This is a genomic window from Acidovorax sp. Root217, assembly GCF_001428645.1.
Classification (GTDB): domain Bacteria; phylum Pseudomonadota; class Gammaproteobacteria; order Burkholderiales; family Burkholderiaceae_C; genus Acidovorax.
Map to the genome: position 1 here is coordinate 134721 of NZ_LMIH01000006.1, position 23471 is coordinate 158191.

The window sequence follows — 23471 nt, forward strand, 5'->3', positions numbered from 1 at the left end:
GCGTCAGTCATCCCAGCGAAACAGCCTGTGGGCGCGGGGCCTGGTGGCCTCGATCAGGCGCGCGTTGGGCTCATCGGTGCGGCTGACCCATGCCAGCGCATCCTCGCGGCTGCGGCCATACTCTTCATGGCGCTGGGTCAGGCGGCGGGTGCGCAGGCCGTCGTCGACATCGACGTACCAGACTTCGTCCAGCAGCCCGGCAACGCCTGCCCAATGGCCGCTGTCGAGCAGCAGGTAGTTGCCTTCGGTAATGACCAGCCGGGTCTGCGGCGCCACGGCGATGGCGCCTGCGATGGGCTCTTCGATCTCGCGCCGGAACTCCGGTGCATAGACGACTTCGCCGGGCTGCTGCGCCCGCAGGCGCCGCAGCATGGCGGCATAGCCTGCGCTGTCGAAGGTGTCGGGAGCCCCTTTGCGATCCGCACGGCCCAGCCGTTGAAGCTCCACATTGGCCAGGTGGTATCCATCCATGGGAACCACCTGCGAGACATCGGCGAAAGCCTGCTGCAAGGCCATGGCCAGCAGGGATTTTCCGGCGCCTGGTGGCCCGACCAGCCCGAGCAGCTTGCGTTGGCCGTCCTGGAGGAGTTGATGCGCACGCGCCAGGTGGCAGGGCGGGACGGAGGGAAGTGTGCGGATCGTCATGCGTTCATGGATTCTTCAGGCCCGCCATTCGGCCGGGATCTTTTCCGCAGGCAATGCACCGGTCATGACCGAGACCGTGTCGCTCATGGTCACCGCCTTCGGGTCGAGCACGGCACCGCGCTTGCCCAGGCGCGCGACGTGGATGCGGTCGGCGATCTCGAAAACATGGGGCATGTTGTGCGAGATCAGCACCACCGCCAGGCCCCTGTCGCGCACGCGGCGGATCAGCTCCAGCACCATGTTGCCTTCCTTGACGCCCAGCGCTGCGGTCGGCTCGTCGAGGATCACCACATGCTCGGCAAAGGCTGCCGCGCGCGCCACGGCCACGCATTGCCGCTGCCCGCCGGACAGGGTTTCGACCGCCTGCGTCATCGAGCGGATACCGACCTTCAGGTCGTTCATGCGCGCAATGCTTTCTTCCAGCATCCGCTTCTTGTCGAGCATGCGCAGCACATTGCCCAGGAAGCCTGCACGGCGCAGTTCGCGGCCCAGGAAGAGGTTTTCGGCAATCGTCATCGCGGGGGCAACGGCCAGGTCCTGGTATACGGTTTCGATGCCTTCGCGGCGCGCATCGACCGGACCCTTGAACTGCACCGGCTTGCCGTCGAGCTCGATCACGCCGGCATCGGGAATGGTCGCGCCCGACAGGCACTTGATCAGGGAGGACTTGCCGGCACCGTTGTCGCCGATCAAGGCGAGGATTTCGCCGGCACGCAGCTCGAAGTCGGCGCCGTCCAGGGCCGTGACCTGGCCGTAGCGCTTGACCAGGCCCGTGGCGCGCATGACGACGGGGGATTGCGCAGCCATCAGCGGCCTCCTTTGCGCGACAGTTGATCGACCGTGACGGCCAGGATCACGAGGATGCCGGTGATCAGCATCTGGTACACCGACGACACGCCCATCAGCGTCAGGCCGTTGCGCAGCACCCCCACCACCACGGCCCCGATCAGCGAACCGAGCACCACCCCGCGGCCGCCGAACAGGCTGGTGCCGCCCAGCACGACGGCCGTGATGGCGTCCAGCGCCTCGGTCTGTCCGGCGTTCGGATCGCCCACGCCGGTGCGGGCCACGGCCAGCAGCGAGGCGATGCCATAGAACACCCCGGACAGGGCATAAACGCCCAGGATGATGCGCTCTGGCGGAATGCCGACCAGCCGCGTCGCCTCCGGGTTGTTGCCCACCGCGTAGACATGCCGGCCCGACGCCGTCTCGCGCAGCCAGAACCATACGCCCAGGTACAGCAGCACCATCAACACCGTGCCGTACGCGATGTTGGTGCCGCCGATGGCGAAGGTACTGCCCAGCCAGGTCATGGCCCCAGGCACCTCGGTGACCGTCTGCGCCCCCGAATACAGCTGCGTGATCGCAAAGGCGATGTTGAAAACGCCCAGCGTGACGATGAACGGCGGCAGCTTCAGGCGCGTGACGAGCAAGCCGTTGATCAGAGCGAACAAGGTCGTCACGGCGATGCCAGCCAGCACCGCCAGAAACGGCGGCAGCCCGAAGTCGGCGGCCACCTTGGTCATCACGATGCTGCCCAGCGCCATGATCATGCCGCACGACAGGTCGATGCCGGCGGTCAGGATGATCAGCGTCTGGCCTATGGCGATGACGCCGACGACCATGACCTGCTGCAGGATCAGCGAAAAGTTGTCGGCACTGAGAAAGCGGTCGGTGGTGGCGCCGAAGATGGTGCAGGCAATCAGCAACGCGATGAAGGGCCCGAGCTGGCCGAGGGGGGGCAGTTTGTCTTTCAACGTGATGATCCTCTGGATGGGGGGCTGAAGGCAGGCACACGGCGCCTCCCATCAACCCGAACGCTGCAGCAGCGCCGACAGGCGCGGTGTTGCCCAAGCATGCCAGGCGCCGCGGCGGGACCCGGCCCCGCGCAGCCGCCTGGTGCGCAAATGGCTACTTCTTGCCCCAGCAGAGGTCGGCGCCGGTCTTCACGTCCTTGCTGTCGACGCCCGCAACGGCTTTGCCGGCGATCAAGGTCACGCCGGTGTCGGTGTAGCCGCTGACTTTCTTGCCGCTCTTGGCGTACTCGATGCCGGCCTCCACCCCCATGGCCGCCATTTTCAGGGGGTACTGCTGCGAGGTGGCTGCGATCTTGCCAGCCGCCACATCCCGGACGCCGTCGCATCCGCCGTCCACGGAGACGATCATCACGCCCTTTTCCTTGCCGGCCTTTTGCAGCGCATTGAATGCGCCTGCGGCTGCCGGCTCGTTGATGGTGTAGACCAGGTTGATGTCGGGGTTCTTCTGCAGGCAGTTCTCCATCGCTGTCTGGGCCTTGCTGCGGTCACCGAAGCTGTCGGCCATGCACACCACCTCTGCGGGCTTGGCCAGTTCGTTGTTCTTTGCCTCGTAGCTGGCCAGGCCGAAGCCCTGCAGGAACCCGTTGTGCCGCTGCGCACCGACCGGATGGCCAGGCAGAAGATCGAGCGTTGCGATCTTCACCGGCTTGCCCTGCGCACCGGCGGCGAGGGCGGCCTTGGCGTACTGGCCAATCAGCACGCCGGCCTTGTAGTTGTCGGTGGCGAAGAGCGCGTCGGTGCCATCGGCAGGGTCGGTCGGGCTGTCCAGCGCGATCACCATCACCCCCTTGTCGCGCGCCTTCTTGATCGCGGGGAGGATGGCCTTGGAGTCGTTGGGCGTGATGAGTATGGTCTTGGCGCCTGCGCCAATCATGTTCTCCATCGCGGTGATCTGGCCGGCGTTGTCGCCATCGGCCTTGCCGGCGCCGCTCAGCAGTTTGGCCCCCTTGGCCTTGGCGACCTCGGCGGCACCCTCCTTCATCTTCACGAAGAAGGGATTGGTCTCGGTCTTGGTGATCAGTCCGATGACCGGCGTATCGGCCATCGCCGTGCCAGAGGAGGCCAGCAGGGTTGCGATCAGGGTGGCGTGCTTCAAGTTCATCGGATGTCTCCAGGATGTGGTCGGGTGCCAATTCAGCGATGCGCAGGCCCTTGCCTGTACACCTGCTGTGTGCGATTATCGTAATGCGCAAGCGCTTGCGCAAGCGCTTGCTACCTAGGGAAATCCATAGCATCCGCAGGCTTCCGGTATCTGTTTGTCACGGCCTTCTGCTGCCCCTGTGCATGGAGCAGGACAGCGGCAATTCAGTGCAGAAATACCGGAATGGGTGCGATACGATGAAGAAGCCTCTGGCCTGTCCACCACAGCACAGCGTGGCAGCACGGGCCATGGAAGTTGGAGCTCAACGGAGAAATGATGATCACGATGGAAACCGTCGCGGCGGCCGCAGGGGTATCGACTTCAACGGTCTCGCACGTCATCAACAAGACGCGCAAGGTGCACCCCGATACCGAGCGGGCCGTGCTGGACGCCATCGACCGGGTCGGCTACTCGCCGAACCACCTGGCGCGTGCCCTGGCAGGTGCGCCGACCAGGACGGTCGGGGTCGCCATTTCGGTACTGTCCAACCACTACTTCGCAGCCGTGGTGCGTGCCATCGAGGCAGAGTGCGCAAAAAGGGGCCTGATGATGCTGCTGGCCGACACCCACGAGGATGCGGACTACGAGTTGAAGGTGGTGCAGGCCTTGCATGAGAGGCGTGTCGACGGCATCGTGATTGCGCCCTGCGCCGAGCCGCAGCACCGCGCACTCGACTACCTGCGCGACAAGGGTGTACCCACCGTCCTGGTCGACCGGTTTGTGGGGACCACATTCGATCAGATTGGCGTGGAGAGCCGCGATGCGGCCCAGACCCTGGTGGAGCACCTCATCGGGCTGGGCCACAGGCGCATTGCATTGGTGTCGGGTGCACCGGGTCTGTCCACGACGACGGAACGGCTCGAAGGCTACTGCCGCGCGCTGGCGGCGGCAGGCATTGCTTTCGACCCCGCCCTGGTCCAGAGCGGCGAGTCGCGGTCTGGGCCGGCCTGCGCGGCCGTCCACCACCTGCTGTCACTGGACCAGCGCCCCACCGCCCTGATGACCGGCAACAACCTGATGACGATTGGCGCCATGCAGGCCTTGCGCTCTGCGGGGCTGAGCGTTCCCGACGACATTTCGCTGGTTGGCTTTGACGACTTCGACTGGGCTGACGTCTTTTCTCCACGCCTGACGGTCATGGCGCAGCCGGTGGAAGAACTCGGCACCCGGGCTGTCCGCCTGTTGGCCCGGCGCATTGCCGACCCTGGTGCGCGTCGCCAGACCGTGCGGCTCGCGCCCACGCTGCGGCTGCGCGACTCTGCCGGAGTGCCTGGCTCCAGGCGACACGGTTGATGCCCCTGGGAACATTGAAATAGTCGCCCAGCACAGCAGAGCCCGAGGCTGGACCATGGCTTGGCCCGAGCGCTGCAGTATGGGCACGCGCACGGTGCGGGCGAAGTAGTTCGGCAGCTCCTGGTGATTACAGTCCAGCGCGGCGCGAAGGGACGAACGCGAGTCAACAGGTGGCCCGGCCGCTATCGAAAATGCAAATTTCTCTCATGCTGCCGTATAGCCCCAACGATCTGCCGACTGTGTTCCCTGCCCGCCATCAACCCCGGCCGTGCACACTCGACGCGCTTCACGTATGGTGGCGGTTCCGCCCCTCCCACTCTGCCCTGCCCCATGGCCACACCAGCCCCCTCTTCCATCCACAGCTACGAGCCGCGCAACGGCCATGGCCTGCCGCACGACCCGTTCAACGCCATCGTCGGGCCGCGCCCTATCGGCTGGATTTCGACGCAGAGCGCCGCTGGTGCGCTGAACCTGGCGCCCTACAGCTTCTTCAACGCCTTCAACTACGTGCCGCCCATCGTGGGCTTTGCGAGCATCGGCTACAAGGACACGGTGCGCAATGTCGAGGAGACGGGCGAGTTTGTCTGGAACCTGGCCTCGCGCAGCCTGGCCGAGGCCATGAACCAGAGCTGCGCGGCCGTGCCGCCCGAGGTCGACGAGTTCGCTCTGGCCGGGCTCACCCCGCAGGCCAGCACCCAGGTCGCGCCACCGCGCGTGGCCGAAAGCCCGGTGGCCTTCGAATGCCGGCGCACGCAAATCCTGCAGCTGCAGGGGGTGGACGGCGTGCAGGTGCCGACCTGGCTGGTGCTGGGCGAGGTGGTGGCCATCCACATCGACAAGGCGCTGCTCAAGGACGGTGTCTACGACACGGCCGCAGCAGGCCACATTTTGCGCGCAGGGGGCCCGGCCGACTACTTCACGGTGGGCCCGGAACAGCTGTTCAAGATGTACCGCCCCCGCTGAGCCAGTTCCGCCCGGTTGCCAGCGGTTACAACTGAGGGCGAGCGGCAGGAAACCAGGCGTGGCAGCATCCATGCGAGATCTCAGGAGACCGCCATGCCCCGCCCTTCCCTCGCCCTGCTGGCCTCGCTGGCGCTGCTGGCCAGCGCCGCCGTGGCCGCGCCCACCGTGGGGCCCTGCCCCGTGCTGCCGGCCGACCATGTGTTCAACACGCGCATCGACCAGTTGCCGGTGCACCCGCAGTCGGCGGCCTTCCTGCAGACCATCAGCCCGAGTGCGCGCCGCCTGCACCTGGACTTGGGCCAGAGCGAGGACATGGCCAGCACCGAGTACTGGGGCATTCCGTACAACGTGGTGCGCGGCAGCCAGATCACCTGGCCCGCGGTCTACTTCGATGCCGACGGAGCCCCCGACGAGAGCGATTGCGCGCGCGCCGACGGCAGCCTGGCGCGGCCCTGCACGGGCCTGACCAGCCCCGCGCGCCTGCCCTTCCCGCTGCAGCCCAAGGTGGAAGGCGGCATCAGCAGCAACAAGGCGGTCTACAACGACCACCACATCCTCAGCGTGGACACCGACACCTGCACGCTGTGGGAGAGCTACCTGAGCTATGCCCGGCCCGATGGCGGCTGGGACATCTACAGCAGCGCGGCCTTCGACCTGCGCTCGAACGCGCTGCGCCCTGCGGGCTGGACCTCGTCCGACGCGGCGGGCTTTCCGATTTTCCCGCTGCTGCTGCGCGCCGACGAGGCCAGCACCGGCGAGATCCAGCACGCGCTGCGCTTCACCATCCAGAGCAGCAAGATCCGCACAAGCTACACCTGGCCGGCGCGCCACCTCACGCGCAACGGCGATGCCTCGGCCGCCAAGCCGCCCATGGGCCAGCTGTTCCGCCTGCGTGCCGACTATGTGGTGCCGGACAGCTACACGGCGCAGGCCAAGGCCATCCTCAACGCGCTCAAGCGCTATGGCATGTACATCGCCGACGGCGGCTCGGACATGTACATCACGGGCGACCCGAGCCGGCTGTGGCAGGACGCGACCATCTCCCAGGTGCAGACCGTGCCGCACACGGCCTTCGAGGCAGTGGACCTCTCGCCCATCGCCGCGCGCGCGGGCTTCAGCGCCGACAGCGGGCGCGTACCGCCGGCAGCGGGGACCGGGCCCACCACACCAGCCAGCTTTTCAGGCACGACCGAAGGCACGGTGCAGTCGCTGCGGCTGACCGGGCGCGTGCAGCCCGCATCGGGCGACGTAGGCCAGGGCGGTGTGGTCTATGTGGTGGCCGCCGTGCCGGGCGTGGGCCTGGCGGTACTGTCGCCGCAGGGCTGGACGCTGTTCAACGGTGCCTCGACACCGGCACCGGCATGGCAGGGCACGCTGGCCGCTGCCCAGACCGTGCCCATCCTGGAGCTGGTCAACGTGAGCGGCCTGCGCGGCACCCAGTTTTTCCTGGGCTACGGCACCAGCCTCGCCGACATGCTGAACAACGGCAAGTTCCAGCTGATCTACACCGTGCCCTGAGATTCCGTCAGCGCGACAGGGGCGCGCACAGGCCCTGCTGCGGGTCGCGCGCCCACTGTTCGAGCCAGGCCCACAGCTGCTGCACGCCGTCGCGGCCCGGGCTCTGCAGCCCATGGTCGGCACCCGGAATTTCCCGCACACACCAAGGCGCCGTACGGCCCGCAGCCAGCCGGGCACCTTGCTCAAAAGCAGCCGGCGGCACCAGCGCATCGGCACCGCCCCACACCTGCAGCACGGGCCAGGGCCCCTCGCGCAGGGGCTGGGCCAGCGGCCAGTGCCACAGGTCGCGCCAATAACCCAGGCTGCGGCCCTGCGCCAGCGTGCTGTCGGGCTGGCCGCCGGCCTGCTGGCGGCCCAGGGCCTCCCAGTCGGCTGCGGCACCCAGACGCTGCGCCTGCAGGGCACCCGCTTCGCGCGGGTCGAGCCCGCTGGAAGACAGCAGCACCAGGCCCGCCAACCCAGGCACCTCGGGCGCGAGCGAAGGCAGCAGCTCGCCCCCTTCGGAGATGCCGACCAGCACCTGGGGAAGCACGGGCAGGCCCTGCGCCTGGCGCTGCCCCGCATCGGCGCGCAACGCGGCGCGGGCATGGTCGCGCCACGCCGAGAGCCGGTCGGCCTGCACGAAATCGGCAGCGCAGGCCCCCGCCGCCGTGCGCGCACCGGGCGCCACGCCGGGCTTGTGCAGCACCAGCACCTCGGCATGCAGCAGGCCCGCGAAATAGCGGTCGGCCAGCGGCCCCATCCCGGCGCAGCCCGATCCCGGCACCACGACCACGCGGTAGCGCAGCGGCGCGGTGCGCGCGGGCCGCTGCAGTGCCTGCACGCGGACCTCTCCCGCCCCGGGCAACAGGTAGGGGGCGAAGGCCGTGGCATCCGCAGCAGCCTGCGCGGCGCAACCGGCCACGAAAAAGGCCAGCGCGAGGCTGGCCTTCAGGGCGGGACGCATGCGGCCCATCATGGTTGCAGGGAACCCGCCAAGCTCACTTGAGGATCAGCACCTGGTCGGGCTGCTGGGGCACGGGCATGGGCTGGCCGCCGCCCTGGTAGACCACGGGCGGTGGTGGTGGGCGCACGCCGCGCGCCAGATGGGCGTCGGTGTAGCCCAGCTGGCCGGCCAGCTGTTCGTACACGCTCTGCGCCAGGCTGCGCGAGGTTTCGCTGATCACCTTGGCCCGGTTGGGCGGAGCGATGTCGCCGCGGTTGGACAGGATCTTGGTGTCGTTGCCTTCGCCCTGCGCGGAGAAGGCGGCCTTGATCTCGTAGGTGCGGGTGTTGATCAGCGAGAAGTCGGCCAGGAGCTGCAGGCCATACTGGCGCGTGGCGCTGCTCGTGCCCTGCAGGGGCGAGAGCGCATCGGTGAAGTTGATGCTGGAGACCACGCCGAAGAGCACGTAGTCGGCACCGGCGAATTCGCCCTTCTTGATGCGGGCGGTCACGTTGGCCACCTGGTTCTGCGCCTGGGGTGCGGCCATCTTGCCGGTCTGCACCTGGTTGAGCACCTGCTCGGCCTTGCTGTTCTGCGGCTTGCCGGCATCAAAGCCCTTGCCCTGCACCAGGCGGAAGTAGGTGCCCTGCAGGAGGGCGCCCTTGATGTCGTTGGTGTAGCCACCCAGCTCGCGCTGCTCGATGTAGCTGTAGCGGCCGGCCACGTAGGTGCCGCTGGCCTGCTCGGAGGCCTGCATGGAGTGGCTGCCCGAGCCGCCGTACATGCCGTGGCTGGCGCTGCCGCCGGCGCTCATCTGGGCACTGCGCTGGTAGGCGCCGGCCACGAAGTATTCCGAGACCTGCTGGGCATAGGCCAGGTCGGTCACGGCGATCTTGGGGGCGGCGTTCTGGGCCTGGGCGCCAGCGCTCCAGGTCAGGGCGGTGACGGCCAGCACGGACAGTGCGGCCGCGAGGGTGGTTCTGCGTTGCATGGTGAAGTCCTTTCAGTGCCGTGGTCGATCAGCGCTTGCTGGTCTTGCGGATTTCTTTTTCGTCCTGCCATTCCACGGTGCCTTCCTGCACGTCGAACAGCTTGAGCGTGAACTTGTAGTACACGTCCTTGGTGGAGTTGCTCTGCTTGACGATGCTGGTCAGCTCGCCTTCCATGCTGTACTTGGCGGCCGTCATCTGGCCGACCTTGGCGGTGGTGCCCTGCTTGTACAGGCCGCTCTGGTTCTGGCGCTGCAGCTCGTCCACGCCCTGCTGCATCTCGTTGATGGAGCGCACGAAGCGCACCTTGCCGGACTTGACCAGCGAGGTCTGTATCGAGTTCATCACGTTGGTGGTGTCGATGTACTCGCTGGTCTTGTTCTTCACGGTGGAGATGGTCACCGTGGGGCGGCCCTGGAAGATGCCCGTTTCGAGCAGGCCACCGGTCATCTTCTCGGCGATCATCTGCAGGTCGGTGGAGCCGAACTCGTTGGTCACCAGTTCCACGGCCTTGGCGTCGCCGTAGTTGACCTGGCGGTCAAAGCGCACGGTGGGCGAGGACAGGTTCTGGCAGGCCGAGAGGGCCAGAGTGCTGGCCGCGAAGGCCAGGACGAGCGCGGTGCGCTGGATGCTGCTGTTGCGTTGCATGGTGTTTTCTCCGGTCGGCGCTGCGGTGTTCAGCGCGGTTCTACGTTCATTTCCAGGCGCAGGTCGACTGCGGCGCTGGTGGGGGCTACGCTCTTGACGGTCTGCTGGCCCAGGCCCAGCACACTCATCTGCTTCCACGACTCTCCGTCACCCACCTGGTTGCCCACCTGGTCCAGCCACTTGAAGCGGTAGAACACGGTGCGGTCGGTGCGGCCCATGTTGGCCATGTCGGCCTGCACCACCAGGATCTCGTTGGTGCGCACGATGCGCATCTCGCGCACGGCGATGCTGTTGGCTTCGCCGCGCAACGCCACCTTGGAGGCCACGGCGATGGGGGTCGCAGGGTCGTGCAGCTGGGCGTGGGCCGCAGCGCCGGTCAGTGCCATCACGGCGACGCCGATGGCGGTCAGGTGGGTGCGGATAGTCATGGGTAAGGCTCCTTGGAAAACGGTCTTCGGTTCAGTTCTTGGCCGGGGTCACGGGCGCTGCCGCGGGCTTGGCCGCAGGCCGCGTGCGGTTGGTGGTGGTGGTTGTCTTGGTGGTCGTCGTCGTCGTGGAGATCGTCTTGGTGGACGAGGAAGGCACGTCGACCGCTGGGGCCACGGCGGCCGTGGAAGCCGTTGCGGCCAGTTGGCCGACCGAGGCCACGTCGCCCATGAGCACGCTGTTCTCGTACAGGCGCAGGGGCACCAGGGCGTACTGGCCGTCGACCTTCACGGGCTGCGGCAGTGCGCGGCCGTTGATGGTGATGGTGTGCTCTCCGGGTGGCAGGTAGCCACGGGCCACGTAGACACGGCCGGGCAGCATGCGCCACATGCGGTCATCGGCCTGTTCGGTGGCCGAGGCCGCCACGGCACCCACGATGCCGCCCAGCAGGCCGCCCTTCTTTTGCAGCTGGTCCTGCAGCACGCCCTTGGCGACGGCGCGCGTGAAGCCGCGCAGCACCATGCCGGGCATTTCGTCCTTCAGGGCGCGGCGTGCCATCACGTTCACGTCAACCACTTTTTCGAGCTTGAAGTCCGTGCCGGCGGCCGACAGGTTGGTCAGCGGCGCGTCGCGCGAAGGCTCGATCACGGGGTAGGAAACGCTCACCGTGGTCCAGCGGCTGCCCACGGGCACCGGCAGGGTGAAGGCGCGGGGCTTGCGCGCAGGGGCGTCGCCGGCCTCGACCACGAACAGCACGTCGGTCATGCGCTGGCGGCGCTTCCAGGTGAAGCTGGTGCGGCTGTCCAGGCCGCGCAGGCCTTCTTCGAGCACGCCGGTCTCGGGCTTGAGCTCGATGGCCTTGCGGTAGCCTGGCGCGGCCAGGCCCGGCTCATTGAGCATTTCGTACAGGAAGCCGGCCAGGTAATGGCTCAGAGCATTCTGGTAGCCGTTCTTCAGGGCCAGCACTTCGGGGTCGTTGAAGGTCTCGACGGGGTAGCCGTTGAGCTCCTTGCCGCCCGAGGTGGCGCCCTTGGACTTGGCTTCCTGCTCGGCCGCCAGGGTTTCCTTGGAGCGGAACTCGGCAATGATGGCTTCGCGCTCATGCGTGCGCTTGATGTCCACGCGGGCGTTTTCCACGTCGCCCACGGCCACGCGGTTGAGCGCCAGGCGCGTGGTCAGCCAGACCTTCTCGTAGTCCTGGCCTTCATAGGCCTTCAGGCGCTCGCTGATCAGCGCTGCGCCCACGGTGCCCATGAGCTTTTGCGGATTGCTCTTGGCCGTGTCTTCCCATTCCTTGACCTTCACGTCGGCCAGCAGGAAGGCGTTCGTGCTGTCCGCGTAGCGGCGGTCCATGCGCAGCAGCTCGCCGCGCTCCATGTTGAAGAGCAGCGCGGTCTTCTCGTCCTCGGTCTTGGCCGTGGATTCGAGCTGCGCGATGGCGGCGGGAATGCCACCGCTGCGGCCGGCGCCCTGCACGTCGCTGGCGAGCTTGTCATGGCTCTGCATCGTCGCGCAGCCCGTGAGGGCGGCGCTCAGCGCCAGCACCCACAGAAGGCGGGGGCGGAATTGGGGTCGAATGGTCATGAATACTCCTTGCAAATGATTCGGGTGTTCACCAGAAAACCCCGGCGACGCGCCCCTGCTACAGCAACGCGGCGGCAGACACCCATGGGGGTGCCGAACGCGGCATGCTGATTGCGATGGAGGTTGTCGACCGGACAAGGAAAGCTGTGCAGGACCTCGCGCTCCCTCCTGGCGCTGGTCCTCGCGGTTGCGGCTGCAAGCCCCTTGTGGCTGTGAATTTCTTGGTTCTTGTGTGCTCTGAAGCCAGGGCGCAATGTAGCAAAAGGATGTATCTTTTCTGTAACCGACAAGGGCTGGGGAAAACAGTTGTAGCGGTGCATTTCAGGCCCCCTTTTCAGTCAGCAAGGGCAGGCGGTAGATCCACACCACCCGACCGCCCGGTGCACGCAGCTGGGCACGGGGCAGCAGGCCGGGCACGGCGAACTCCAGGCTCACCAGCCAGGAGCCGGGGGCCATCTCGGCCTGGGCCTTGGCGGCGGCGCGGGCCATGCTCTCGGGGCGCTGGAACAGGTAGACCATCTGGTAGCCGCTCCAGTCGGCCTGCCACATGTCGCCACGGCGCACCTTGGCCCAGGGGCAGCGCAGCGCGCAGGCCAGGCGCAGTGGCCAACTCCATTCCAGGCCCTCCATGCGTGCATCGGGATAGGCGTGGCGCAGCGCGATGAGGCCATCGCCCAGGCCGCAGCCGGCGTCGAGCACCCGGGCGCCCGGCGCCAGGGAAACCTGTACCGCCAGCGCCTGCAGCGCATGGCGCGGCGTGGGGAAGATGGGCGCGTCACGCCAGGCATTGAGGGGGTAGACCGCCAGCAGCAGGGCCAGCGGCACCAGCCAGGCCCAGGCCGGCAGGCTGGCCAGGCCGGTGATCGCCAGCGACAGCGGAAAGCCCAGCGCAATCAGCGCGCGGCGCCACCAGCTGGCACCCAGCAGGCTCGCAGCCGTGCCCAGCAGGCAGGCGGCCACCAGCGCCGCCATGGGGGGCACGGCCCGCTGCAGGCTGAGGTACAGCAGCCATGCTCCCGCCCACGCCAGCAGCGCGGGAAGGGGCCAGGGCAGCAGGCGCAGTGGCATATACATTACAGGCCGAAAAGGCCTTGCTGGGAATGGGCGGTGCCGGAGACGATCAGGCGCACAGTCTGCGCGCAAATGGCGCAAATGGCCACGCCCGGCAGGCACCATCCTGTGGCCAGGACGGCAGGGAACGGCGGGCGGTGTGCGCGGGACATGGGGCTCTCCAGAACTCCCCCGGTGCACATGCCCCGGGATGGAATGGAGCGCAGTGTAGGCCGGCATGGCGCACCGCAACACGCCTGTGCAAGCCGCCGCGGCACGATTGTGTGCACTTTGTCACGTGGCCCCGTGCCAGAGGGCTCCGTGCGCCCTGAACAGGCACCGCCCAGAGCGGACAACAAAACTCAGCGAAGCGGTTCTGGCCAAGCGCTGCGTCGCAGGCAGTACGACGGGTACGACAAGACGCAGCAACGACGCCAGAAGAATTTTGTTAGCCGCGCAGGCGCTCGATCAGGCCGTTGAGTTCTTCGATGGAGCCGAACTGGATCGCCAGCTCACCCATGTCTTCCACGCGCCCTGCCCGCTTCACGCGCTTCTTCACGCGCACCTCGACCTCGGCCATGAGCAGGTCGGACAGCTCTTCTTCCACGCGCCGCAGGTCGCGCGATTTTTCCTTCTGGGGCTTTTGCGGCATGAGGCTGAACTCGGCACCGATCTTCTTGACCAGGGCCTCGGCCTCGCGCACCGAGAGCTTCTTGGCCGCGATCTGGTTGCCGGCCGTGATCTGCGCCGCACGGTCCAGCGACAGCAGCGCGCGCGCATGGCCCATGTCGATGTCGCCGGCCATGAGCATGGTCTGCACCGGCTCGGCCAGGTTCAACAGGCGCAGCAGGTTGCTCGCGGCGCTGCGCGAGCGGCCCACAGCCTGAGCGGCCAGCTCGTGCGTGAGGCCGAACTCCTTGACCAGGCGCTGCAGACCATGGGCCTCTTCGAGCGGGTTCAGGTCTTCGCGCTGGATGTTCTCGATCAGCGCCATCGCGGCCGCAGCCTCGTTGGGCACGTCGCGCACCAACACCGGCACGCGGTCCAGCCCGGCCAGCCGCGCGGCACGGAAGCGCCGCTCGCCGGCGATGATTTCGTACTTGCCGGCGTTCTCGCCATCGGCCAGGCGCCGCACCAGGATGGGCTGCATGATGCCCTGCACCTTGATGCTCTCGGCCAGCTCGTACAGCGCGCCCTCGTCCATGCGCGTGCGCGGCTGGTACATGCCGGGCACCATCTCGGCCAGCATCAGCGTGTTGGGCAGGCCGGCATCGGCCGCGTGGGCTTGCTCGGAGGCTTCGCTGACCTTGGGGCCCAGCAGGGCTTCAAGGCCGCGTCCGAGGCCCTTGGGTTTTTTGGTGACCATGGTGAGAGAGCTTTCTTTTTCTATGTTCTGGGAATCAGGGACGGCGCGGCGCCGCCATCACTGGTCGATGATCACCAGCGTGCCATGGCTGCCCGGCGCCACCGCATGCGGCACGCCGGCGGGCACGATGAAGACCTCGCCGGCCTGCACCTCGGTGACCTGGCCCTGCAGATCCAGGCGCATGCAGCCCTCGATCACGAGCAGGGCCTCGTCGAAGTCGTGCGACTCGTCGGGGTAGGCACCGTCGTCCATGCGCAGCACCTTGACGTTGGCGTTGGCGGCCCGGCCGATGACGCGCGACGACCAGGCGTTCGGAAACGACCGGGCTGTCTCAAGGAGATTGGTTTTGGACATGGCGGGTCACGTGATGGGCTGCGGTGGTACGGCGGGCGATTGCAGGCCGGCCAGCAGGGCAAGCCCCTCGGGCCAGTCCGCCAGGCCCGACCCGGCATTGATGTGCCCGCGCTCGCCGTAGTCGATGAAACGCGCGCCCCAGGCCTGGGCCAGGCCCTCAGCCCGCTCGAAGCTGCAGTACGGGTCGTTGCGGCTACCCACCAGCACGGCAGGGAACGGCAGGGGCTGGCGCGCAATCGGCGACCAGCCCGGCAGGTAGCCGGCGATGTCCTCGCGCTCCACGTCGCCCGGCGCCACCAGCAGCGCACCCTTTACGCGGTGCGTGTGGGACGAGTGCGCAGCCCACCGGGCGGTGAGGATGCAGCCCAGGCTGTGCGCCACCAGCACCACGGAGCCGGGGGCATCGACGATGGTTTCTTCGAGCCGCGCCGTCCAGTCACCGCGCAGCGGGCGCATCCAGTCGTGCTGCTCCACGCGCGCAAAGCCATGCAGCGCCTCCCAGCGGCTCTGCCAGTGGTCGGGGCCGGAGCTCTGCCAGCCGGGCAGCACGAGGACGGTATCGGGGGTCACATTCATACTATGAATTTGATAGCAAGCAGGCAGATGCTCGATCAGACAACGGCGGGCTTCTTGCCCAGCGCCTTCATGCTCTGCACACGCTCGACCATCTCCTGCGCGAACTCGATGAAGGCCTGGCTGCCCTTGGCCAGCGGGTCGAACACCACGCCAGGCAGGCCGTAGCTCGGGGCTTCGGCCAGGCGCACGTTGCGCGGGATCACCGTGTTGAACACCTTGTCGCCGAAGTGGTCCTTGAGCTGCTCGCTCACCTGTTGCTGCAAGGTGATGCGCGGGTCGAACATCACGCGCAGCAGGCCGATGATCTGCAGGTCGGCATTGAGGTTGGCGTGCACCTGCTTGATGGTGTTGACCAGGTCGGTCAGGCCTTCGAGCGCGAAGTACTCGCATTGCATGGGCACGACCACGCCATGGGCCGAGCACAGGCCGTTCAAGGTGAGCATGGAAAGCGAGGGCGGGCAGTCGATGAGCACGAAGTCGTAGTCCGCATCCACTTCGGCCAGCGCGGCCTTGAGGCGCTTTTCGCGATGCTCCAATGCCACCAGCTCGACCTCGGCGCCGGCCAGTTCGCGGTTGGCGCCCAGCACATGGTAGCCGCATTTCTCGGAGAGCACCGCCGCCTCGCGCACCGAGGCGGATTCGAGCAGCACGTCGTAGACCGTGAGGTCGAGCTTGCGCTTGTCCAGGTTCGAACCCATGGTGGCATTGCCCTGCGGGTCCAGGTCCACCATCAGCACGCGCTGGCCGATCTTCGCCAGGCCGGCCGCCAGGTTGACGGTGGTGGTGGTCTTGCCGACACCACCCTTCTGGTTGGCAATGCAAAAAATCTGGGCCATGGGGTGGATGCCTTGTTTACTTCGAAATGGCCAGCTTGATGCCGAAGCCGATCAGAAACACGCCGGCGACTTTTTCGAGCACACGGCCGATAGTGGGGTTGGCGCGCATGCGCTCCGCCAGATGGTGGGTCAGCAGCACGGCAATGAGGCCGTAGGCAAAGGTGAGGGCCGCCACGGTGGCCGCCATCACGCCGAAGGTCAGCAGGCCCTGGTGGCGGGCCGGGTCGACGAACAGCGGGAAGAACGCCATGTAGAACACGATGGCCTTGGGGTTGAGCAAGGTGATCAGCGCGGCCTGCTTGAAGTAGTGGCGCGGCTCGATGTTGAGGATGGGCTGTGCACCGGGCTTGGCCGTGAGCATCTTGAAGCCCAGCCAGGCCAGGTAGGCGGCGCCGAGCCACTGCACGGCATGGAAGGCGGTGGGGTAGGTGGACAGCAGCGCGGCCACGCCGGCCACCGCCATCCACATCAACACCTGGTCGCCGGCGATCACCCCCATGGTGGCAGCCAGGCCACCGCGGATGCCGCCCTTGCTGGTGGAGGTGATCAAGGCCAGATTGCCCGGGCCGGGGATCGCCAGGAACAGCACGATGGCAGCCACGAAGGCGCCGTAATCCGCAATGCCAAACATGAGAACCCCCAGGGGAAAGACGAGCCGCGAGTGGGCGAATACTGCTGCGACAACAAACGAGCAGCGAGCGGCGAGTTTACGCGACCCGTGCGCGGGACCTTGCCCTTTTTACCAACAGCGGGTCATGCCGGGCGCATCCAGACGATGCAGCGCTCGGCCTCCAGGCCCGGCACGGTGAGCTGTTCCACGTGAAACACCTGCACGCTGGCAGGCAGGGCCGCAATTTCCTCCGTGGGGTGCTTGCCCTTCATGGCCAGCCACACGCTCTGCGCGCCCAGTGCCTGGCGCGACCAGGTGGTGAAATCCACCAGCGAGGCGAAGGCCCGGCTGGTCACCACGTCGAAGGGGCCGTCCAGGCTCTCGACCCGGGCATGCACGCCACGCAGGTTGGGGAGCTTGAGAGACACCGCTACCTGCTGGATGAAGGCGGCCTTCTTGGCCACCGTGTCCACGCAGCTCACATCCACTTCAGGGCAGCAGACGGCGATCACCACGCCCGGCAGGCCGGCACCGGCACCTACGTCGAGCAGGCGGGCACCCTGCCCTGGCGGCAAGGCCTCTTGCGCCAACGCGCGGCGCAGCGGCGGTACCGCCGCCAGGCTGTCCAGCAGGTGGTGGGTCAGCATCTCCTTCGGGTCACGCACGGCCGTGAGGTTGTAGACCTTGGTCCACTTCTGGATCAGGTCCAGGTAGCACAGCAGGGCATCGGCCTGCGCACCGGTGAGCGGTACGCCCAGTTGCTCGGCGGCCGACAGCAGCGTGGGGCGGAAGGCCGCCGTGGTGGCGGAAGGGGTGTTCATGACCATCTCTCGGTATCCGTTGTTCAGTAGGCAGTGCGTCGGGTTGCGTGGTTTCGCTCGGTGGTTCCACGTGAAACCACCCAACCACTGCGGCCATCAGGAGCCGGCGCTGTTCCAGCAGTTGGCTGGCTGGTCCTTGGTCTGCACCCAGTAGCGGGTGCCCTGACCCAGGGTCGTATTCGTGGTGCGCATGCCCTGCAGGCCGCCGCTGTTCAGGCCATCCAGCACATCGGCCATGCGCCAGCCGCTGCCTAACTCCTTTTCGCACCGGGCCGACGCCAGGGCTGCGGAGGTCAGGATCGCGCCCATCACGGGCTGGGTCGGTGCCAGCATGCCACCGGTCCAACCGGCATAGATGGCATCGGAGGCCCCTGCAGGTTTGGCAGCTGTGCCGGGTTGGATGCACAGCACGGGCAGCACCACGCGGCACGAGGTGTCGCCCTGCTGGTGGTTGCAGGGGTGGTCGTCCTTCAAGGGCCGATCCGTCGCGCGGGGCTCCCCTGCGCAGCCCAGGCGAGCGATCTCGGCGGGCACGGTGGCATCGTCCGCCACCACCGCAAAGGTGAGGCCATGGCCGATGCCCGAGCTGGCCGCCGCTGGCACCGCTGCCGTGGACACCGCCCCGGACGCCACCGTCTGTGCCGGGCGGACGGGAACAGGAGTGCCTCGCGACAACACAGCGCTTTCCTTGCCGGTTTGCGCCTCGGCGCGCTTGTCGCGCTGGTGCTTCATCCACAGCGGAATGGCCAGCAGCAGCACCAAAACAGCCACCACGGCGATGGCACGCACCATCAACAACTCGCCGCGCTGGCGCGCGCGCAGCCCTGCCCTGCCTTTGCCGGCCACGGGCCGCTCAGTGCGCTGTGGTTTCTGCATGGGCACGTGCGCCGGCAATACCACGGAAAGCGCCCTTCTTGAGATGCACCATGAGCAGTGAAATCGTCGCAGGCGTGATGCCCGAGATGCGCGATGCCAGGCCCAGCGTTTCGGGGCGGTGGCGGGTCAAAATCTGGCGCGCCTCGATGGAGAGCGCCGACACCTGCATGTAATCCAGGTCGTCCGGCAGCTTGAGGCTCTCGTAGTGGGCGGCGCGCTCCACCTCATCCTTCTGGCGGTCGATGTAGCCCGAGTACTTGGCCGCGATCTCCAGCTGCTCAACAACAGACTCGTTCAAGCTGCCCAGGGTTTCACGTGAAACATCGGCCGAGGCGTACTTGCCACCGTCCATACCCACCAGCGCCGCGTAGCCCACATCAGGTCGGCGCAGCAGCTCGAACAGGTTGTACTCGTGCTCGATGCTCTTGCCCAATACCCGTTCGGACTCGGCCGCAGGCAGGCTGCGTGGGTTCACCCAGGTGGCCTTGAGGCGCTCTGTTTCACGTGAAACAGCGTCGCGCTTGCGGCTGAAGGCGTCCCAGCGGGCATCGTCCACCAGACCCATCTTGCGGCCCATCTCGGTCAGGCGCAGGTCGGCATTGTCCTCACGCAGCTGCAGGCGGAACTCGGCCCGGCTGGTGAACATGCGGTAGGGCTCGTTCACGCCCTTGGTGATCAGGTCGTCCACCAGCACGCCCAGGTAGGCCTCGTCGCGGCCCGGCAGCCAGGGGCCATCGCCCCGGCACTGCAACGCCGCGTTGACGCCAGCGAACAGACCTTGGGCGGCGGCTTCTTCGTAGCCCGTTGTTCCATTGATCTGGCCTGCAAAGAACAGGCCCTGGATCTGGCGCGTCTCGAAGCTGCTCTTGAGCGAGCGCGGGTCGAAGTAGTCGTACTCGATGGCGTATCCCGGGCGCAGGATGTGCGCGTTCTCCAGACCCGGCATGCTGCGCACCAGCTCGTACTGGATGTCGAACGGCAGGCTGGTGCTGATGCCGTTGGGGTAAAACTCGTGCGTGGTCAGGCCTTCGGGTTCCAGAAAGATCTGGTGGCTGTCCTTGTCGGCAAAGCGGTTGATCTTGTCTTCCACGCTCGGGCAGTAGCGCGGGCCCACGCCCTCGATCTTGCCGGTGAACATGGGGCTGCGGTCGAAGCCGCTGCGGATGATCTCGTGCGTGCGCTCGTTGGTGTGCGTCACCCAGCACGGCATCTGGCGCGGGTGCATGGTCGCATGGCCCATGAAGCTGAACACCGGCACCGTGCCCTCGTTCACGCCGCCCGGCATGCCGTCGCCGGGCTGCTCCGCGCACTTGGAAAAGTCGATGCTGCGCCCATCCAGGCGCGGCGGCGTACCGGTCTTCAGGCGCCCCTGGGGCAGCTTGAGCTCCTTGAGGCGTGCCGACAGCGACACGGCGGGTGGGTCCCCTGCCCGGCCGGCCGCGTAGTTGTTCAAGCCCACATGGATCTTGCCATCGAGGAAGGTGCCGGCCGTGAGCACCACCGTGCGCGAACGGAAGCGGATGCCCACCTGCGTGACGGCGCCCACCACCCGGTCGCCCTCCACCATCAGGTCGTCCACCGCCTGCTGGAACAGCCACAGGTTGGGCTGGTTCTCCAGCATGCGGCGGATGGCGGCCTTGTACAGAATGCGGTCGGCCTGCGCACGGGTAGCGCGCACGGCTGGGCCCTTGGAACTGTTGAGGATGCGGAACTGGATGCCGCCCTCGTCCGTGGCCAACGCCATGGCGCCGCCCAGGGCGTCCACCTCCTTGACCAGGTGGCCTTTGCCGATGCCGCCGATGCTGGGGTTGCAGCTCATCTGCCCCAGCGTCTCGATGTTGTGCGTGAGCAGCAGCGTCTTGCTGCCCATGCGGGCAGCCGCCAGCGCGGCCTCGGTGCCGGCATGGCCACCGCCGACGACGATCACATCAAATTCCTGGGGGTACAACATGGGAACGCTCCGGGGCCTGTCGGGCCCGATAATCAAAAAACCCGGTACGACACCTGTGGGCGGGCCCCGCCAGGGCCTGCCGTATGTACCGGCCCCGCCCGAGTGCGGGGATGCAAGCCTGCACCCTGCCCGGGCGGGCAACCCGGGATTTTCCCACTTTGCGCCAGCCCTGTCTGCGGGCAGCCCTATCGTCCGCCGCCCTACCCGACTGGTGGGCGATTAGCGGGTACGGATGGCAGCGGTCCACACGGACAGCTGCACAGCGATGTTTCACGTGGAACCCTTCACTGTGCAGCTTCCAAGTTGCGCCACGGCGAGAGCACTCCGGCGCGCTTGCAGGAATCCTGCCCTTGCCCTGTGCTCCAATCCAGCTATGCACAAGAACCCGCTCCTCGTCTTCGCCGGCAGCACGCGCCAGCAATCGTTCAACCGCCGCCTGGCCCACGCGACCGCCGCGATCGCCCGCGATGCGGGTGCCGAGGTCACGCTGCTGGAGCTGTCGGACTTCGACATCCCCATGTACAACGCCGACCTGGAGGCGCAAGGCACGCCGGCCGACGTGGTGCGGCTCAAACAGGTGCTGTGGGCGCACCCGGCCTGGATCGTCTGCTCGCCCGAGTACAACGGCAGCTACACCGCCCTGCTCAAGAACACCATCGACTGGGCATCGAGCCCCGTGAACGGCAACCCCGAGTGGCAGGACGGCACCAAGCCCTTCCGCGGCAAGGTGGTGGGCATGCTCAGCGCCTCCAACGGCGGCCTGGGCGGCCTGCGCTCGCAAAGCCACCTGGCACCGCTGCTGCACAACCTGGAGTGCTGGCTGGCACCCAAAGCCTTTGCCCTGGGCCAGGCCAGCACGGCTTTCGACCAAGCGGGTGCCCTGGTGCAACCCGTCCATCGCGAACGCGTGCGTGCCGTGGTCGACCAGGTGCTGTGGGCCTCCGCCCGCCTGAACGCCGCTTAAGCTATAAAATTTATAGCAATCTGATGCAATGCCGATCCGGCTGCGGCGCCTGCTGCACCGCCCCGTCCATCAGCTCGCCCATCCCCGGCATGCCCCAGGGCAAGCCGGCGGGTGTGCGCTGCATCCAGCTCGGGGACGACGCACGCTGCCTCATTTTTGGGCACCCTGCACGCCCTGCCGTCTGCAGCGGCCTGCAGCCCTCGGCCGAGATGTGCGCCGACAGCACGCCAGCGGCCATGGCCTTCCTGACCCGGCTCGAAGACCTTACCCGCCCCTCGGCCTGATCAGTCTTCCTCGTCGTCGTCCTTGTCGGCCTCGGGCGGCACATCCAGCGCCACCCGGGTTTCGAACTTGGAGCAGTTCATCGCGAAGGTGCTCTTGAAGTTGCGCACATTGTTGTTCGACGAAAACACCTCGCGCGTAAACGCGTGGTAGCGCTCCATCGACGCGGAGTTGATGATCAGCAGAAAGTCGAACTCACCCGAGACCTCGTAGCAGGCCATCACATCGTCCTGCGCCGCCATCTTGGCCTCGAAGTTGCGCAGCAGCGCATCGTTCTGCTTGTCCAGCTCCACCGACACGAACACCGTGAGCGCGCGCCCCACGCGCTGCCGGTTCACCACCGCGACCTGCTTGAGCAGGATGCCCGCCGCGCGCAGGATGGCAATGCGCCGCTGGCAGGTGGCCGGCGAGCTGTTGACCTTGCGGGCCAGCACGCGCAGCGGCTGCGAGGCGTCTTCCTGCAGCAGGTTGAGGATCTGGATGTCCAGGCGGTCAAGGTTCATGGGCCCGCCCACGATACCAAAGGACGATGGGACAAATGCATCACGCTTCTCCAAATGGTGAGACAGATACGTCATTGAACGCCGTATTGCGGTGGTTTCAACCGGGCACCCACCCCAACAATGCGTAGGAACCATCCGACATCTGGGAGCGCATTGCCATGACCACCCCCGCCGCCGACTTCGACCAGCAGCTCGTGCGCTGGCGCCACCACCTGCACCGCCACCCCGAGACCGGATTCAACGAGGTGCAGACGGCCGACTACGTGGCGCGCATCCTCTCGGCATTGGGCCTCGACGTCCATCGAGGCATCGGCGGCACCGGGGTGGTGGCCAACCTCAGCGTGGGCAGCGGCGGCCCCACCATCGGCCTGCGCGCCGATATGGATGCCCTGGCAATGGCCGAGGCCGCCCCCGGCCGGGCCCATGCCTCCAGCCACCCAGGCTGCATGCATGCCTGCGGGCACGACGGCCACATGGCCATGGTGCTCGGCGCCGCGCAGCTGCTGGCCGAGCGCCGCGACTTCGACGGCACGGTGCGCTTCATCTTCCAGCCTGCCGAGGAGCATGGCAAAGGCGCCGCCGCGATGATGGCCGATGGCCTGTTCGAGCGCTTCCCCGTCGATGAGATCTACGGCGCACACAACATCCCCGGCATGCCGGCCGGCCACATGGCCATACGCAGCGGCGGCCTCATGGCCAGCGAGGACAACTTCACCATAGCGATCACCGGTCGCGGCGGCCACGCGGCGCGCCCGCACATGGCGGTGGACCCGCTGGTCATCGGCGCCGAGATCGTGCTCGCCCTGCAGACCGTGGTGGCCCGCTCGGTGGACCCGAGCCAGCCCGCCGTCATCTCATGCACCGAATTCACCACCGACGGCATCCGCAACGCCCTGCCCACCCACGTCACCATCCAGGGCGACACGCGCAGCTATTCGCCGGCGGTCCAGGCCCTCCTGGAAAAACGCATGCGCGAGATCTGCGAAGGCATCTGCGCGGCGCACGGCGCCACCTGCCGCTTCAGCTACACACACGAGTTCGCACCCACCGTGAACTGGCCGGCCTGCGTGGAGGTGGCCAGTGCCGCCGCAGAGGCCGTCATCGGTGCCGAGCGCCTGGACCGCAATGTCACACCGATGATGATCTCCGAGGATTTCGGCGCCTTCCTGCAGGTGGTCCCCGGGGCGTTCATGTTCATCGGCAACGGCGAGGCCGGCGGCCCCGGTGGCGTGCCCTTGCACAACGCCGGCTACGACTTCAACGATACCGTGTTGCCTATAGGCGCGCGCTACTTCGCAGAAATCGCCCGCGTGCGCCTGCCCATTTCCTGAAT

General features: G+C 67.2%; 25 protein-coding genes. 6 read left to right on the top strand and 19 right to left on the bottom strand.

Annotated features, from left to right (window positions below):
- Positions 1-3: 3 nt before the first annotated feature.
- From ASE31_RS04680 to ASE31_RS04695, 4 genes are all read right to left on the bottom strand, one after another.
- Positions 4-645, bottom strand: coding sequence for a nucleoside/nucleotide kinase family protein (locus tag ASE31_RS04680; RefSeq protein ID WP_057200378.1), 642 nt, complete (start codon positions 643-645; stop codon positions 4-6).
- 15 nt (positions 646-660) lie between these two features.
- Positions 661-1452, bottom strand: coding sequence for an ATP-binding cassette domain-containing protein (locus ASE31_RS04685; RefSeq protein ID WP_057200379.1), 792 nt, complete (start codon positions 1450-1452; stop codon positions 661-663).
- On the bottom strand, positions 1452-2411 hold the full coding sequence (locus tag ASE31_RS04690) for an ABC transporter permease (protein WP_057200380.1): 960 nt from the start codon (positions 2409-2411) through the stop codon (positions 1452-1454). Before ASE31_RS04690 ends, ASE31_RS04685 begins: the two co-directional genes overlap by 1 nt.
- A gap of 145 nt (positions 2412-2556) precedes the next feature.
- Positions 2557-3564, bottom strand: a complete 1008-nt coding sequence (locus ASE31_RS04695) for a sugar ABC transporter substrate-binding protein (RefSeq protein WP_057200381.1) — start codon at positions 3562-3564, stop codon at positions 2557-2559.
- A 315-nt stretch (positions 3565-3879) separates the two neighbouring features.
- On the opposite strand from ASE31_RS04695, the gene ASE31_RS04700 reads away from it, so the two are divergent.
- The 3 genes from ASE31_RS04700 (at position 3880) to ASE31_RS04710 (ending at position 7377) form a co-directional block, all read left to right on the top strand.
- Positions 3880-4896 (top strand): LacI family DNA-binding transcriptional regulator, encoded by a 1017-nt coding sequence (locus tag ASE31_RS04700; protein WP_200961070.1) that lies wholly within the window; start codon positions 3880-3882, stop codon positions 4894-4896.
- 330 nt (positions 4897-5226) lie between these two features.
- Complete coding sequence (locus ASE31_RS04705) at positions 5227-5859, top strand: flavin reductase family protein (RefSeq protein ID WP_057200382.1); 633 nt, start codon at positions 5227-5229, stop codon at positions 5857-5859.
- A 93-nt stretch (positions 5860-5952) separates the two neighbouring features.
- Positions 5953-7377 (top strand): hypothetical protein, encoded by a 1425-nt coding sequence (locus ASE31_RS04710; protein ID WP_057200383.1) that lies wholly within the window; start codon positions 5953-5955, stop codon positions 7375-7377.
- A gap of 7 nt (positions 7378-7384) precedes the next feature.
- Here ASE31_RS04710 and ASE31_RS04715 read toward each other — a convergent pair whose 3' ends face one another.
- From ASE31_RS04715 to mnmG, 14 genes are all read right to left on the bottom strand, one after another.
- Positions 7385-8323 (bottom strand): alpha/beta hydrolase, encoded by a 939-nt coding sequence (locus ASE31_RS04715; protein WP_235514264.1) that lies wholly within the window; start codon positions 8321-8323, stop codon positions 7385-7387.
- Positions 8324-8357: 34 nt separating this feature from the next.
- Positions 8358-9293, bottom strand: a complete 936-nt coding sequence (locus ASE31_RS04720) for a hypothetical protein (RefSeq protein WP_057200385.1) — start codon at positions 9291-9293, stop codon at positions 8358-8360.
- Positions 9294-9321: 28 nt separating this feature from the next.
- A complete protein-coding gene (gene lpoB / locus ASE31_RS04725) occupies positions 9322-9939 on the bottom strand; it encodes a penicillin-binding protein activator LpoB (RefSeq protein ID WP_057200386.1) in 618 nt (205 codons plus the stop codon).
- 29 nt (positions 9940-9968) lie between these two features.
- Entirely contained in the window at positions 9969-10367 is a 399-nt protein-coding gene (locus ASE31_RS04730) for a YcfL family protein (protein ID WP_057200387.1), read from the bottom strand.
- Between the two features lie 31 nt (positions 10368-10398).
- The gene (locus ASE31_RS04735; protein WP_057200388.1) at positions 10399-11949 is read right to left on the bottom strand and encodes a COG3014 family protein; all 1551 of its coding nucleotides are present in this window, start codon (positions 11947-11949) and stop codon (positions 10399-10401) included.
- A 321-nt stretch (positions 11950-12270) separates the two neighbouring features.
- Positions 12271-13023, bottom strand: coding sequence for a hypothetical protein (locus tag ASE31_RS04740; protein ID WP_057200389.1), 753 nt, complete (start codon positions 13021-13023; stop codon positions 12271-12273).
- Positions 13024-13447: 424 nt separating this feature from the next.
- Complete coding sequence (locus tag ASE31_RS04745; RefSeq protein ID WP_057200390.1) at positions 13448-14365, bottom strand: ParB/RepB/Spo0J family partition protein; 918 nt, start codon at positions 14363-14365, stop codon at positions 13448-13450.
- A gap of 57 nt (positions 14366-14422) precedes the next feature.
- Entirely contained in the window at positions 14423-14719 is a 297-nt protein-coding gene (locus ASE31_RS04750) for a cupin domain-containing protein (RefSeq protein WP_057200391.1), read from the bottom strand.
- A gap of 6 nt (positions 14720-14725) precedes the next feature.
- Positions 14726-15295 carry an alpha/beta hydrolase gene (locus ASE31_RS04755; protein ID WP_200961071.1) on the bottom strand — a complete coding sequence of 190 codons (570 nt, stop codon included), beginning with the start codon at positions 15293-15295 and terminating at the stop codon, positions 14726-14728.
- Between the two features lie 35 nt (positions 15296-15330).
- Entirely contained in the window at positions 15331-16131 is an 801-nt protein-coding gene (locus ASE31_RS04760; protein WP_057200392.1) for a ParA family protein, read from the bottom strand.
- A gap of 16 nt (positions 16132-16147) precedes the next feature.
- Positions 16148-16762 (bottom strand): LysE family transporter, encoded by a 615-nt coding sequence (locus ASE31_RS04765; RefSeq protein WP_057200393.1) that lies wholly within the window; start codon positions 16760-16762, stop codon positions 16148-16150.
- 122 nt (positions 16763-16884) lie between these two features.
- A complete protein-coding gene (gene rsmG / locus ASE31_RS04770; protein WP_057200797.1) occupies positions 16885-17562 on the bottom strand; it encodes a 16S rRNA (guanine(527)-N(7))-methyltransferase RsmG in 678 nt (225 codons plus the stop codon).
- A 96-nt stretch (positions 17563-17658) separates the two neighbouring features.
- Positions 17659-18438, bottom strand: coding sequence for a hypothetical protein (locus ASE31_RS04775; protein WP_157412361.1), 780 nt, complete (start codon positions 18436-18438; stop codon positions 17659-17661).
- Positions 18416-20389 (bottom strand): tRNA uridine-5-carboxymethylaminomethyl(34) synthesis enzyme MnmG, encoded by a 1974-nt coding sequence (gene mnmG, locus ASE31_RS04780; protein ID WP_057200395.1) that lies wholly within the window; start codon positions 20387-20389, stop codon positions 18416-18418. Before mnmG ends, ASE31_RS04775 begins: the two co-directional genes overlap by 23 nt.
- A gap of 373 nt (positions 20390-20762) precedes the next feature.
- Between mnmG and ASE31_RS04785 the strand changes: the two genes are divergently transcribed.
- Together ASE31_RS04785 and ASE31_RS04790 are read left to right on the top strand one after the other, a co-directional pair.
- Positions 20763-21353, top strand: a complete 591-nt coding sequence (locus tag ASE31_RS04785; protein WP_057200396.1) for an NADPH-dependent FMN reductase — start codon at positions 20763-20765, stop codon at positions 21351-21353.
- A gap of 23 nt (positions 21354-21376) precedes the next feature.
- The gene (locus ASE31_RS04790; RefSeq protein WP_057200397.1) at positions 21377-21637 is read left to right on the top strand and encodes a YkgJ family cysteine cluster protein; all 261 of its coding nucleotides are present in this window, start codon (positions 21377-21379) and stop codon (positions 21635-21637) included.
- On the opposite strand, the gene ASE31_RS04795 is transcribed toward ASE31_RS04790, so the two are convergent.
- Positions 21638-22138 carry an Lrp/AsnC family transcriptional regulator gene (locus tag ASE31_RS04795; RefSeq protein WP_057200798.1) on the bottom strand — a complete coding sequence of 167 codons (501 nt, stop codon included), beginning with the start codon at positions 22136-22138 and terminating at the stop codon, positions 21638-21640.
- Positions 22139-22296: 158 nt separating this feature from the next.
- Between ASE31_RS04795 and ASE31_RS04800 the strand changes: the two genes are divergently transcribed.
- On the top strand, positions 22297-23469 hold the full coding sequence (locus ASE31_RS04800) for a M20 aminoacylase family protein (RefSeq protein ID WP_057200398.1): 1173 nt from the start codon (positions 22297-22299) through the stop codon (positions 23467-23469).
- Positions 23470-23471: the final 2 nt, after the last annotated feature.